General features: G+C 71.2%; 11 protein-coding genes. 8 read left to right on the plus strand and 3 right to left on the minus strand.

The genetic code is table 11. The features are described from left to right. Positions 1-58: 58 nt before the first annotated feature. Positions 59-5,335, minus strand: a complete 5,277-nt coding sequence (locus tag ABTZ03_RS00770; RefSeq protein WP_350510662.1) for a glycosyl hydrolase family 18 protein — start codon at positions 5,333-5,335, stop codon at positions 59-61. A 586-nt stretch (positions 5,336-5,921) separates the two neighbouring features. On the opposite strand from ABTZ03_RS00770, the gene ABTZ03_RS00775 reads away from it, so the two are divergent. Further along, positions 5,922-7,001: a hypothetical protein gene (locus ABTZ03_RS00775; RefSeq protein ID WP_350510663.1), complete on the plus strand. Its 1,080-nt coding sequence runs from the start codon at positions 5,922-5,924 to the stop codon at positions 6,999-7,001. A gap of 18 nt (positions 7,002-7,019) precedes the next feature. On the opposite strand, the gene ABTZ03_RS00780 is transcribed toward ABTZ03_RS00775, so the two are convergent. Further along, positions 7,020-7,763: an SDR family oxidoreductase gene (locus ABTZ03_RS00780; protein ID WP_350510664.1), complete on the minus strand. Its 744-nt coding sequence runs from the start codon at positions 7,761-7,763 to the stop codon at positions 7,020-7,022. 297 nt (positions 7,764-8,060) lie between these two features. Here ABTZ03_RS00780 and ABTZ03_RS00785 point away from each other — a divergent pair, with 297 nt between their 5' ends. The 7 genes from ABTZ03_RS00785 (at position 8,061) to ABTZ03_RS00815 (ending at position 12,074) form a co-directional block, all read left to right on the plus strand. Next, positions 8,061-8,525 carry an MmyB family transcriptional regulator gene (locus ABTZ03_RS00785; RefSeq protein WP_350510665.1) on the plus strand — a complete coding sequence of 155 codons (465 nt, stop codon included), beginning with the start codon at positions 8,061-8,063 and terminating at the stop codon, positions 8,523-8,525. 39 nt (positions 8,526-8,564) lie between these two features. Next, complete coding sequence (locus ABTZ03_RS00790; protein WP_350510666.1) at positions 8,565-8,996, plus strand: Rrf2 family transcriptional regulator; 432 nt, start codon at positions 8,565-8,567, stop codon at positions 8,994-8,996. Positions 8,997-9,090: 94 nt separating this feature from the next. Beyond that, positions 9,091-9,837, plus strand: coding sequence for an SDR family NAD(P)-dependent oxidoreductase (locus tag ABTZ03_RS00795; RefSeq protein WP_350510667.1), 747 nt, complete (start codon positions 9,091-9,093; stop codon positions 9,835-9,837). A 96-nt stretch (positions 9,838-9,933) separates the two neighbouring features. Beyond that, positions 9,934-10,350, plus strand: a complete 417-nt coding sequence (locus tag ABTZ03_RS00800; protein WP_350510668.1) for a VOC family protein — start codon at positions 9,934-9,936, stop codon at positions 10,348-10,350. A 32-nt stretch (positions 10,351-10,382) separates the two neighbouring features. Continuing rightward, a complete protein-coding gene (locus tag ABTZ03_RS00805; protein ID WP_350510669.1) occupies positions 10,383-10,748 on the plus strand; it encodes a hypothetical protein in 366 nt (121 codons plus the stop codon). Positions 10,749-10,875: 127 nt separating this feature from the next. Next, positions 10,876-11,208 carry a putative quinol monooxygenase gene (locus ABTZ03_RS00810; RefSeq protein WP_350510670.1) on the plus strand — a complete coding sequence of 111 codons (333 nt, stop codon included), beginning with the start codon at positions 10,876-10,878 and terminating at the stop codon, positions 11,206-11,208. Positions 11,209-11,312: 104 nt separating this feature from the next. Further along, positions 11,313-12,074: an IclR family transcriptional regulator gene (locus ABTZ03_RS00815; protein WP_350510671.1), complete on the plus strand. Its 762-nt coding sequence runs from the start codon at positions 11,313-11,315 to the stop codon at positions 12,072-12,074. A 225-nt stretch (positions 12,075-12,299) separates the two neighbouring features. Here the strand turns inward: ABTZ03_RS00815 and ABTZ03_RS00820 are convergent, their stop codons facing one another. Continuing rightward, complete coding sequence (locus ABTZ03_RS00820; protein WP_350510672.1) at positions 12,300-13,130, minus strand: DUF4389 domain-containing protein; 831 nt, start codon at positions 13,128-13,130, stop codon at positions 12,300-12,302. Positions 13,131-13,132: the final 2 nt, after the last annotated feature.

A 13,132-nucleotide genomic window follows, 5' to 3' on the forward strand; every position in this document is an offset into this window, starting at 1 on the left:
GGGTCCCGGGCGGTCATCTCCGGCCGGAGTGGTCAGCTCCGGTCGGAGCCGGGGGCGGTCACGGTGTGGGGCCGAGCTTCTGCCAGGAATCGCTCTTGCCGGGCTCGTCCGTCGCCTTGTTCCACCACTTGGCGCGCCAGTAGAAGCCGTTCCACGACACCGTCGAGGCCCAGGCCCCGGCGATGTCCCCAGCGATGATCTTCGTGCCGGGGGAGGTGACGCTGTTGGAGGGCGCGGCGAGGTAGGCCGGTGTCTTCCACCAGTCGGCGCTCCCGTCCGCGAAGCCTCCGAGTGCGTAGGCGCCGCCGTGCTTGGGGCCGCCTACGACCCACCGGTCCAGCTGGGGCTTGCCCACGGTGGCCTGGTCGGTGCTGAGCGGCACCAGGCGCCACCACTGGTCCGTCTTCCCGTCGCAGTCCCGCACCGTGAGGGTGCCCCTGGCCGTGGTGGCGCCGAGGCACTGGTCGTGGCCGCTGGAGGAGGACTTGATGTGGTACCAGCCCTGGTCCGCCTCGCTCACCGTCCACAGCTGGTTGGCGTTGCCGGCCTGCTTGTTCACCAGGTGGGCGTCGGTCCAGCTCCCGGGGTGGTCGAGGACGTTGCCGCTGTTGCGGTCCTCGATGATCCACTTGTCGCCGGTCTGCCAGAACGCGAACGAGGGGTTCGGGTTGTAGGCGTGGGCCTGCCACGGCGCGGCCTGGCACTGCGCCCCGGATGCGGGCGCCGGCGGATCGACGGTCGTCACCGCGCGGCGCATGTCGCCGGTGGATCCGTAGTCCTGGCCGCCGATCCGGAAGGTGACGTTCGCCGGGCCGGTGACGGGCAGGTAGTACTTGACCTCGATGTCCTTCGACTTCCCGGCCGGGATGTCCTCGCAGTAGCCGAGTTTGACGGTCACCCGGTGGAAGTCCCCCTTCAGGCCGCCCGCGTTGGGCCCGGTGTGGCCGGGGACGATGCCGCTCATCTCCTGCCAGGCCCCGTCCTTGACCACGGACGGGGTGGAGGTGGGCAGGTCGAAGGAGATCTCCGTGCCCTGGGCGAGGGCGACCTTGGAGTTGTTGGTGATCCGCAGCTTCGGCTGCATCGGCCACATGTCGTCGAGGGCCGTCGGGAAGTCCACCAGCTCGGCCTTGGCGTCGATCACCTGGGCGGGCAGGGTCTTGCCGCCGCCGGTCGCGTTGCCGGGGGCGCCCGCGCCCCGGAGGGCGTTGTCCAGGCGGGTGGTCAGGTCGTAGCCCATCCCCCACTCGCCGTTGGAGCGCTTGGTGTAGTCGCCCGCGAGCTCCCAGATCATGGCGCCGCCGATGCCCTTGTCCGCGATGTACTTCGCCTTGGCGTCGATCGACCGGTCGTTCTCCGTGGAGAGGAACACCTTCTTGGTGTCGTTCCACAGCCACGAGGCCTGGAGCGGGTCGGCGTACTTCTCGCTGTAACCGCCGGTCAGCTTGCCGGCGTCGGTGGCCGGGTCGACACCGTAGGACTTCAGGTAGCCGGGGGTGCGGCCGTCCTGGAGGTTCTTGGTGTGCCACAGCGGGTTCGATCCGGCCCCGACCTCGCGGCCGTCCTCGGTGTCGTGCCAGACGTTGTCGATGCCGGTCGCGCCGAGGCCGCAGTTCTGGCCCTTGGCCGGGCCCCGGCCGCCGAGGCCCTTCGGGCACTGGGACTGGTCTGGCATCGCGGAGGTGCCCCACAGGCCGTCCGTACCGCCCTGCACGTTCTGCCAGCCACGGGAGTAGTAGGGGATGCCGAGGTTGATGCGCCCGGGCGGGAGGGCGCCGCGGTAGTAGTGGTAGGCCCAGTCGATGTTGAAGTAGCCGTTCTTCTGGTAGCCCTTGGTCTTGTCGTCCTGGTCGTTGTAGATCCCGGCGTCGGCCAGCTCGTTGTCCTGTCCGGTGTCGTAGAGCGGGGCCTGCGGGCCGACGTACTTGTTCCAGGAGCCGTGCAGGTCGTAGCTCATGACGTTGACGTAGTCCTGGTACTGGAGCGCCTGGCCGGCGTCCAGTCCGCGGACGAGGTAGCCGGACGCGGAACCCGCGGAGGTGAGCAGGTAGTAGCGGCCCTTGCCCGCGCCCGCCCGGTCCAGCTTCTCCCGCAGCGTCTTCATCAGGGCGTTGTAGCCCTGCTGGAGGCCCTTGCGGCGCGGATCGGAGACGTCCCAGTCGTTGGGGTTGCCCGTGTTGGGCAGCGCGGTCGGGTACTCGTAGTCGATGTCGACCCCGTTGAACCCGTACCGGCCCAGGAACTCGGTGACCGAGTCGGCGAACGCGTCGATGCCCGCCTGGTTGACCGAGCCGTCCGCGTTGGTGGCCATCGCGTAGAAGTTCCGGGTGTCCGCCCAGCCGCCGACCGAGATCAGCGTCTTCACCGCCGGGTGCTTCTTCTTGTACGTGTTCAGCAGGTTGAAGTGCCCCTTGTACGGCAGCGACGGGTCCATGGCGTTCCGGTCGCCGTCCCAGGTCATGCCGGTGGCCGGGTTCTTCGGGTCGTTCGGGTCGCCGATGCTGATCCGGTTGTCCTCCACGCGGGCGAAGGCGTAGTTGATGTGGGTGACCTTCGACCAGGGGATGTTGGACACCAGGTAGGCGGGGTCGCCCTTGGCGCCGGAGCGCCACCCGGTGAAGTAGCCGACCGTGCGGCGGGTGCGGTCGTTGCCGACCCACTCACGGCCGTTGCCGTCGTAGACGTCGCAGTAGCGGGCCGAGACGCCCTGGGTGGGCGTCATGCCCTCGGGGCGGCAGTCGCCGGAGGACGCGGGCTTCGTCCCGCGGCCGTCCGCGGCGTCGTCGAAGGGCGAGCCGGCGTCACCGACCTCCTCCGGCTTGTCCGGGGTGAATCCGGTGGACCGCCACCGCTGCCCGGGGTTGCCGGACGCGCAGTCCTTGAGGGTCAGTGTCTCGTCCGGGGCGCCGGCCGTCAGACACAGGCCACCGTTGCGCAGACGCGTCCATCCGCTCCCCGCGTCCTCGGCCTGCCAGAGCTGGTCCGCACCGCCGCCGTCGTCCTTGGCCAGCCGCGCCTCGTGCCGGCCGGTGTCGTGGGCCAGGGCGGGCCCGCCGTCCAGGGCGCTGACGACCTGCCACCCCTCGGGCGTGGCCCGGGTCCACCACTTCTGCGCGGTGTTGCCCTTGGCGGCGAGTGCCTTCACCCGGGTTCCCGGCGCCGGGTTCGCGTTGTCCACATCGGCGACGAGGTCGTCCTTGGCGGACCTGAGGGGGCCGGCCCGGTCGATGGGCAGCGGGCGCGGGGTGATCTTGACGGTCGACGTGTCGACCCGCCACATCTGGGTGGCGACCGCCGGTCCCTCGGTCGTGCACGGCCAGAGCGCGCCCCAGGTCGTCCTGCGGGTCAGGCACCACTTTCCGCCCTCGGTCGTGATCCGGAAGGCCAGTTCGTCGCTCTTCTGGCGTTCGAGCGTCCACAGCCGGGGGGTGTCGGAGACCGAGGCCCACTGCCACGACTTGCCACCGTCCCCTTGCAGGTACTGCCCGGTGGCGTTCTGGATGGTGGTCTCCAGCTTCCCGCCGGGCGCGGGCAGTTCACCGTTGATGTACCACCGGCCGAGCTGACTGTCGTCCGGACCGGTGGAGACCCACTTGGAATCGGATCCGTCCCGCTGGAGCACACCCGTGTTGCCCGCGATCGGGCTCTGCGGAACCCGGTGGATCCTGACCGTCTGCCGCTTCCCGACGCCGTCGATCCCCCGGCCGGGAGTCCCGGCACAGGTGTACGTCCTGGGAGACCCGGGCTTCTCGGGACTCTGAGCGGCAAAGGCCGTCAGGCAGATCGCGAGGGCCCGCTGCCCGTACGCGTTGGGGTGGACGGCCTCCTGCTTGTCCCCCTGGGACCCCCACAGCCAGCCCTTGGTCGTCTCGAACTGGTAGGGGACCCAGCGGACCCACTCGGCGTCCGATTCCGGCAGCGGCTTGGCCCGCGAGTTGGCGCTCGTGGCCTGCTGGGCGCTCCGGCTGCACAGTTCGTGCCCGGCGAACACGTCCTGCACGTCCAGCAGGGACGCCCCCGTCTCGTCCGACGCGGTCCTCAGGGCAGTGGTGAGCTTCGGCATGAGTTCGTCGCGGGCCCAGTCCGCGTCGGAGTCGCGGAAGGGGCATCCGCCGGCCGAGTAGCGGATGGAGTCGTCGTACCGCATCTGCGAGCTGCGGGGCAATGGGTTCGGATACGTGCTCAGCACGAGCTCGTAGTCCTCGCTCGCGTACCCGGCGTCCGTCATGACGGAACGGATCTTCCGCAGGGCATCACTGACGTTCTGCCGGGTCTGCTCCAGTTTCTGGTCCAGCGCCGGGTTCGGGGAGCCGGGGTTGCAGGTGCTGCCGACCACCCCCACCCAGTAGCGCTTGACGCAGTCGGTGATGATGTCCTTGAAGCCCAGATCGTTCCCACCGATGGACACCACGATCATCCTGATGTCGTTGTCCTTCGCCAGCCGTGCGAGCTGCTCGGCCTGCGGCGGCTCGCCCTGGTACGACTCCGAGATGATGTGCTCGGTCCTGGCCCCCGAGCAGGCGATGTTGAAATGGCGCTCCCCGGCAATTCCGTCGAACACGGCGCTCGTGAGGGGTGAGATCTCCGAGCGGTCGCAGCGGTTGCCGCCGTCGTAGGACGTGTCGCCGTAGACGCAGTCCTTGCCGTCCGGGCAGTCCGCCCTGCGGTCGGTGCCCCACACATCGCCACCGGGAGAGGTGTTGGCGTTGCCCGCCCACCGGCCGCCCTCGCCCGAGATGTAGCTGTCGCCCATCGCGACGACGGCGCGCGGCTTCGTCTGGCCACACTGCCCCGCCAGGGCCGCCAGGGCCACTCGCGGCAAGTCGTCGAGGTTGCAGACCTGGCGCGGGGGAGCCTGATTGTTGGCGTTGGTCCGGAACAGTACCGGGTAGTGGTCGGAGGTGTTCTCGAACGTGAGGCGGAAACCGGTGTACTGATGGCCCTGGGGCATCCCCTTGGCCACCATGTAGTCGAGCTCGGAAACCGGGTTCCTGACGGGATAGGTCGACAGATCGGAGCGGATCAACTCACTGCCCGCCGGCAGGGCGGGAAGCGACTCGGGATCGCGGTTGAAGTCCCCCATCACCGCCCAGTGGTCCCCCGACACCTGAGCAACCGCGGCGAGCACGGCGGGAACATTGTTCACCTGCGCCGCGCCCACGCGATTCGTCGCGTGCATGCTGTAGATCCAGGTGCCGTCCCGGAGATGAAGGCCCAGAGTCGGTTTCGGGCGGTCGCCCGGTCCCAGCGGCGCGATCACGCGCACGTCCGTTACCTCGTCCTGGGCCTGGTTGACGACGAAAGCGATTGCCCGGTTGTTGTTGTCCGCTTCCACCTTGTAGACGACACAGGGACGCCCACCCACCTGGTCCGTGCAGTTGGTCCAGTTGAGTCGCCTCACCTCGTACCCGTTGCTCTGAGTGACAGCAGCCACAGCTGCACCGGCCGCGGGTTCCATCTCGGCGAGATCTTCGTCCCTCACCTCCTGCAAGGCAAGAAACTCGACCCTCCTCGCGATCGGATAGATCCCGTGACTCCACCGGTCGGTCGAATTGTTCATGTTGAACGTCGCCATCGTATGGTCGCTCACCGCCGCCATGGCCGATTGCGAGAAGGCAACCACCGAAAGGAGGCCGGAGAGCAAGCCCACCAGCACGGCGAAGGCAACTATGCGTCCCCTTCTCCGTCCGGCGGCTGCTCCTCGCCCCGGTGGACCGGCGACGCGGGCGGGTGAGGGCGATATGCCCATGGAAGTCCTTACTTGCTCACGGCCGCACCGACCGCACCGACGGCGGCCGATCGGCCTGGGCCGTCCTTGACGGTCCGTCGAGACACGACGGGATCCGAGACCGTCAGGCTGGCGTGAGTTGGTAGACGATCGATGAACGACCTGAGGAACACGGCGATCGGGAGACACAGGCATGGCCGCGCACGGGTACTTCACGCTGGACGCTTCGCCCCGGTGGCGGTTCAGGTCGCCCGACGGGGATCCGTTCCTGTCCATCGGCGTGGTCCACGCGGACGACACCAATCTGCGGTACCCGCACAACTCCGGTCTGTTCGCCGAACGCTACGGGTCCTTCCGGCGGCGCTGGCTGCGGGAGGGCCTGGTGCCGGAACTGACCGCGTGGGGGTTCAACACGCTGGGCTGGAGCGCGGAGTACGTCAGCGGCAGCGGGCTGGCGGCCACCCACGACGCGGTCGACCTCGGGCACTCGGACGGCCTGCCCGACGACGAGGCGGCCGCCGCCGGGCTGCCCTACACGCTGTCGCTGCGGGTCGCCGGGATCGAGCGCTGGAACGGTCACCCGGCCTACCGCGACCCCCGCTCCGAGGACTTCGCCCAATGGTGCGACCACCTGGCCCGCACCCGGTGCCGACCGGAGGACCCGAACCTGATCGGCTACTTCCTCGTCGACGCCCCGGCGTGGGCGCGGCACCCGAGCGGCGCGGGCTACCCCCGGAACGAACTCGCGGAGATCGCCGAGGCCTACTACCGGGTCGCGGCCCGGGCCATCCGCCGCCACGATCCGAACCACCTGATCCTCGGCGACCGCTACGGGACCCGGGCCGGGATCCCGGAAGCGGTGCTCGACGCGGCCGCGGCCCACGTGGACGTGCTGAGCCTGCAGACCTTCCCGGCCGTCGACCGGGCGGCGATCGACGCGGTCGCCGCCCGGTTCGACGCGTGGCACGAACGCACCGGGCTGCCGATCCTCGTGGCGGACACCGGCAACTGGTGCCCGACCGTCATGAGCCCGTCGCGGACCGGCTCGGCCCGCGACCAGGCCGAACGCGGCGAGGGCTACCGGATGATCGCCGGCACCTTCGCGGCCCGACCGTGGTGCCTGGGCTGGCACTGGTGCAGCTGGCTGGAGAACCCGCAGCGCGGCTTCGGGCTCAAGGACCCGTGGGACGAGCCGTACGCCGACCTCGTCCGGGCCGCTGCCACGACCAACCGGCGCTGGCGGGACGCCGTCGCGCCCGCGCCGCCCGCGTGACCCGGCTCCTGCGTGCGCTCACCCCTGGGCCGTGGGCCGGACGACGATCTCGTTGACGTCCACCTCGTCCGGCTGGTCGACGGCGTAGCGGAGCGCCTCGCCGATCGCGGTGGCGGGGATCGCGATGCCCATCTGCTCCCGCACCGCGTCCCTGACCCCGTGGTCGGCGATGGACCCGGTCAGCTCGCTCCTGGTCAGACCCGGACTGACCACGGTGACCCGCAGCTCCCGGCTCTCCTGGCGCAGGCCCTCCGACAGGGCGCGCACGGCGTGCTTGGTGGCGCTGTAGACGGCTGCCGTCGGGTCGACCCGCAGCCCCGAGACGGAGGAGATGTTGACGATGTGCCCGCGCCGCTGGTCCCGCATGATCGGCAGCACGGCGGCGATGCCGTGCAGGACCCCGCGCAGGTTCACGTCGATCATGCGGTTCCACTCGTCGACCCTCAGTGCGTCCAGGCGCGACAACGGCATCACCCCGGCGTTGTTGACCAGGACGTCGATCCGCCCGTACCGGTCGTACGCGGCGCGGACGAAGGCCTGGACGTCCGCGGGGTCGGTCACGTCCAGGCCCAGCGGAAGGGCGTCGCCTCCCCGGTCCTCGATCTCCTCGGCGAGGGCGACCAGGCGCTCGGTGCGCCGGGCTCCGAGCACCACGTGGTGGCCCGCGGCGGCGAGGGTCCGGGCGGTGGCCTCGCCGATTCCGCTGCTGGCCCCGGTGATCAGGACCACCTTCGGAGCAGGCCTGGTGGGCGAGTTGGACATGGGCTTCCCTTCGCGGTGACGACGGTCGCGCGGTGCGACGACCGGTGCCGCCAGGATGGATCCGATCCCGCGCCCGCGGCAGGACGGGGCTTCCTGGGTGGGGCGCTCCCAGGAACCGGCGGCATACGATCCGGGGATGAACGGCAACGAACTGGGCGAATTCCTGCTGGCGCGTCGCTCCCGGGTCAGCCCGGTCGACGTGGGTCTCCCGTCGTCCCGGGGCACCGGGCCTGTGCGCCGGAGGAGGAGCGGGTCGCGGCGGAACTGCTGCGGCTGACGGACGCCTTCCCCCTGGCGGTGGCGTACGTGGTCGTCCTCGCCTCGAACCCGCTCGCCGACGCCCTGCTCGCCCCGCTCGCGGACCCCCGGGGCATGGCCCGGTCCCTGTTCTGCGACCCCTCGGCCCGCGAACTGTTCGCCGACTGGCACGCCGTCGCCCGCGACACCGTCGCCACGCTGCGGCTGGCCCACGGCCATGAGCGCCACGACCCGCGCATGCGCGCCCTGGTCGAGGATCTGCTCGCGGAGAGCGCGGAGTTCGCGGCGCTCTGGAGCCGTCAGGACGTCAGCGGCCTGGGCAGCAAGAGCAAGAGCTTCCGCCACCCGCGGGCCGGACGGCTGACCCTCAGCTACCAGACCTTCGAGGTGCAGCACGCTCCGGGCCAGTTCCTCCTGGTCGGCACCGCGGAGCCCGGGAGCCCCGACGCCCGACGCCTGGCCTCGCTCGGGGACTCGTCCGAGGACTTGCGCCAGCCGTCGTAACTGTTATGGTGACAACAGGACAGGGAGAGGGAGGCCGGGATGAGCGCCAACAGCAGGCTGACCGTCGCGGCGCACGCCCTCACCTGGATCGGGCTGTACCAGCGGCGCGGCCACGAGGTCGCCACCTCCGAGCAGATCGCGACGAGCGTCAACACCAACCCGGTGGTGATCAGGCGCCTGCTGGCCCAACTGCGCAAGGCCGGCCTGGCCGACTCACGCCGAGGTGCCGGCGCCGGCTGGACGCTGTCGCGGGAGCTGTCGACGATCACCCTGCTCGACGTCTACGAGGCGGTGGAGCCGGGGCCGGTCTTCGCCCTGCACCCCGCCACGCCCGACCACGAGTGCGTCGTGGGCCACGGCATCGGACCGGTACTGGGCACCGTCTACGACGGGGTCGAGGCCGCCCTCCGCGCCGAGTTGGCGAGAACCACACTGGAGGACGTCCTGCGTGACGTCCTGAACTCCGCCTAGCCTCGACCGCGCGCCCCACCGGGCCGCAGCAGCAGGACATTTTTGCGGCCTGAAATGTAACAACATCAGTTACATCAAACACCTGGAGAACACCATGGGACAGCTGGACGACAAGACCGCCCTCGTGACCGGGGCCTCCACCGGCATCGGCCTGGCCATCGCCCGCCGGTTCGCGGCAGAGGGCGCCACCGTCTACCTCACCGGCCGCCGCGAGGCCGAACTGGCCGACGCCGTCGAGCAGATCGGCGGGCGAGCGGTCGGCATCCGCAGCGACGTGTCACAACTCGACGACCTCGACCGGCTGTTCGCCGAGATCACCGAACGCAGCGGCCGCCTCGACATCGTCGTGGCCAACGCCGGCGTCGGCGACTACGGCCCGCTCGGCACGATCACCGAGGAGGAGTACGAGCGCACCACCGCCATCAACCTCAAGGGCACCGTCTTCACCGTGCAGAAGGCGCTCCCCCTGCTGCCGCCCGGTGCCTCGGTGATCCTGCTCTCCTCCAGCGCGGCCCTGCGCGGCGTCCCGGGCCTGGGCGTCTACGCCGCCACCAAGGCCGCGATCCGCAGCCTCGCCCGCACCTGGGCCGCCGAACTCGCCGCCCGGGGCATCCGGGTCAACGCCCTCACCCCCGGTCCCGTCACCACTCCCGGTGCCGACGAACTGCGGGCCGCACTCCCGCAGGACGGCGGGGCCGCCGCACCCGCCGCACCGACCCCGCTCGGCCGGGCCGGCCGGCCCGAGGAGGTCGCCGCCACCGCCCTCTACCTGGCCGGCGACCAGAGCTCCTTCACCACCGGTGCGGAACTCCTCGTCGACGGCGGCGCCACCCAGCTCTAGCCGTACGCCCGGGCCGGCGCGGATACCGGACCGGTTCTGTCCGGTATCCGTCCTAGCCTGCGGAGTACACCCCTTCAGCACCACCGAGGAGCTCCTGTGCACTTCGTCTCGATCCGCATCATCACCGCCGACGTGGCCCGTCTCGTCGCCTTCTACGAGCGGGCCACCGGGGCCCGGGCGGAGTGGGCCACCGAGGACTTCGCCGAGCTCAGGACCTCGGGTGCGACGCTCGCGATCGCGGGTACCCGCACCGTGCCGCTGTTCGCGCCGGGGTCGGCCCGACCGGCGGACAACCACAGCGTGATCACCGAGTTCCTGGTCGACGACGTGGACCGGGTCCACCGCGACCTGGCGGAGTTCGTCACCGACGTCGTCGCCGAGCCCACCACGATGCCCTGGGGCAACCGGTCGCTGCTGGTCCGGGACCCGGACGGCCACCTGGTCAACTTCTTCACCCCGGTCACGCCGGCGGCCGTCGAGAAGTTCGCGAAGTTCGCGCAGCTCGCCGGTTGACGCACCGTCCCACCGGGTGATCGGCTCCCGGGATGGACCACACCACCCCCGGTGACCGCCTCCCCGCCGAGGCGGTCACCCTCCTGGAAGCCCTGCTCGCGGACGACACCCCCGCCTTCCGCGCCCTGCGCGCCCAGATCCCCCACCTGCGGGTCACCGGCGGCTGCGGGTGCCCCTGCGCCAGCCTCGACTTCCGCCTGGACGAGACGGCGGCCGTCCCCGCCGCCCCCGCCGCAGGCTGCCCCGCCGCCGAGGCCACCGTGCTCGACGCCGACGGCGAGCCGATCGGCGGGGTGCTGGTGTTCGTCAGCGAGGGGCAGCTGTCCGGTCTGGAGGTCTACACCTGGGCGGACGAGCCGATCACCCGCCTCCCCTCCCCCGACCGCCTCCAGCCGTAGACCCCTGCACACCCGTGGATTCCGGCAGGGCTGGAATCACGGCGCGGCGGATTTCCCGGGCCGGGCGCCGGTCCGGGAGGGTGGGGGCTCGACCGTTCCCCGCCCGAACCCGATCCGAAGGACCGCCATGATCTTCATCACCGTGAAGTTCCCCGTCCGCCCCGAGCTCAGCGCGCAGTGGCTGGACATCGTCCACGACTTCACCGAGGCGACCCGGGCCGAGCCGGGCAACCTGTTCTTCGACTGGTCCCGGAGCGTGGCCGACCCCAACGAGTACGTCCTGGTGGAGGGCTTCCGGGACGGCGAGGCCGGGCGGGAGCACGTGGAGTCGGCGCACTTCCGGCAGGCCATGGAGACGCTGGCGGGCGCGGTCGCCGCCAAGCCGAGGATCATCAGCGTCGACCTCCCGGACCGTTCCGGCTGGGACGAGATGGGCGAGATCACGCCGCGCGAGGCCTGAGCCGCCGGGTGACCGGGGCGCGGCCCGGGGGCCGGTGGTCGGCCGGGGGCCGGGCACCGGCAGACTGGACGGGTCACCCAGGACGACCCCGAGGAGCACCCGTCATGGCCGGTCAGACCGGGCCGCGCGCCGCCGACCGCACCCTGGAGGTGCTGGAACTCGTCGCGCGGGCGACCGGGCCGGTCTCCGCCAAGGCCCTCGCCCGCGGCCTCGGCTGCGCCCTGTCGACGGCCTACACCCTGCTCACCCCGCTCACCGAGCGCGGCTACCTGGTGCGCACCGACGGCGGCTACACCCTGGGCTACCAGGTCTCCGCCCTGCACCGCGCCTTCCAGCGGCAGATGGGCCTGAGCAGCGGCATCGACGGCGTGCTCGCCCGGATGCGGCAGACCGCTCGGGCCTCCGCGAACTACGTGGCCTACCAGGGCGACGGACTGGTGATCGCGGACGTGCGCACGGTGGCCGCCGACGGCGACGAGCGGCCCGAGCTGGCGATCGGCGTCGACCCGCGCTCGCACGCCTACGCCCACGGCAAGATCGCGCTGGCCGCCGCCGGGCCGGCCGCCCGCCGCCGCTACCTGGAGCAGCCCGGGCTGCGCCGCTTCACCCCGCAGACCATCGCCTCGGTCGAGCGGCTCGACGAGGAGTTGCGGCGGATCCGGCGGACCGGCGTCGCGCTGGACGTCGAGGAGGCCCGGCCGGGGCTGGCCTGCCTGGCGGCGCCCGTGCTCGGCACGGACGGCGCCGTGGTCGGGAGCGTCTCGCTGTCCGTCCGCCCCGAGGACCTGCGGGCCCGCCGGCGGCAGCTGATCGCCGCCGTCAAGCGGGCCGCCGAGGAGGCCGCCGAGGCCGGTCAGCAGGGCTGACGGCGGCTCAACGGGTGGTCAGCGGCCTGGACCGTCATCAGCCGGCCCTCCTGCATCATCCGGCCCTCCTGAGGCGGGGACGACAAGGGCCGGGCCAGCTGGGGTGAATAGGGCTGCGATCCCATCCACACCAGCTTGCCCGGCTGTCGCACAGCATCTTCCTTCGCGAGGACCTTCGTCAAGTCCCGCGCGGTGCGGTGATGTTGGCCGGATTCCGGCTTGGCCTCAACGCTCGGCGCCCTGCCCGACCGGGCCCGGGACGAGGGGCGCGACGACGCGCTGGCTCGGGTTGATGCCGTTGTCGTCGTTGGTGTCGTCGTCACCGGAGTTGACCGAGGCGGTGACCGAGCTGGTCACCCAGGAGATCAGGCCGAGGATCAGGAAGACCACGAGCAGGAGGCGCCCACCGCCGCTCAGGACCAGCGGACGGGTGGCCGACACCCGCTCCGGCTCACTGCCCGGCTCCTCGCCGAACAGCCGCTTGGGGTAGGCGGAGCTGAGCATCAGCAAGTACGAGGTGTACCGCAGCTGGTAGCGCAGGATCGCGGTGGTCGCCTCGTACAGCGACTGCGGCATCCGGCCGAGCACCAGCACCACCAGCCAGCTGATGAAGCAGACCGCCCACCACCCCGCGTGCAGCAGGCCCTGCACGATCGAGGCCGGGATCACCAGGATGATCCGGAACAGGACGGCCAGCCGGTTCAGCTCCCCCGGCCGCAGCTCCACCTGCACGGGGTACCCGGGAGCCCGGAACCGGAACGGCGGGTAGTGGTCCATGGTGAGCATCAGGTACGCGTTCACCCGGGCCTCGTACGGGACGTACGCACTGAGGTAGTCCGCCGCGAAGCCGGGCAGCCGACCGAGCAGCAGCGCACCGAACCAGCCGATCACGGTGACGAAGAACGCCACCACCGACAGCACCCAGAGCACCACGAACTGCGGGATCAGCAGCAGCAGACGTAGCAGCACCGTCCAGCGGTCCTGCCGCCGGGGCGCGGGCATGTCCAGCACCGGGAGCCACTCACGGCTGACGGGGGCGGGGGGAGCCTGCCACATCC

The sequence above is a fragment of the Kitasatospora sp. NPDC096077 genome, from assembly GCF_040303245.1.
In the GTDB taxonomy this organism is placed as follows: domain Bacteria; phylum Actinomycetota; class Actinomycetes; order Streptomycetales; family Streptomycetaceae; genus Kitasatospora.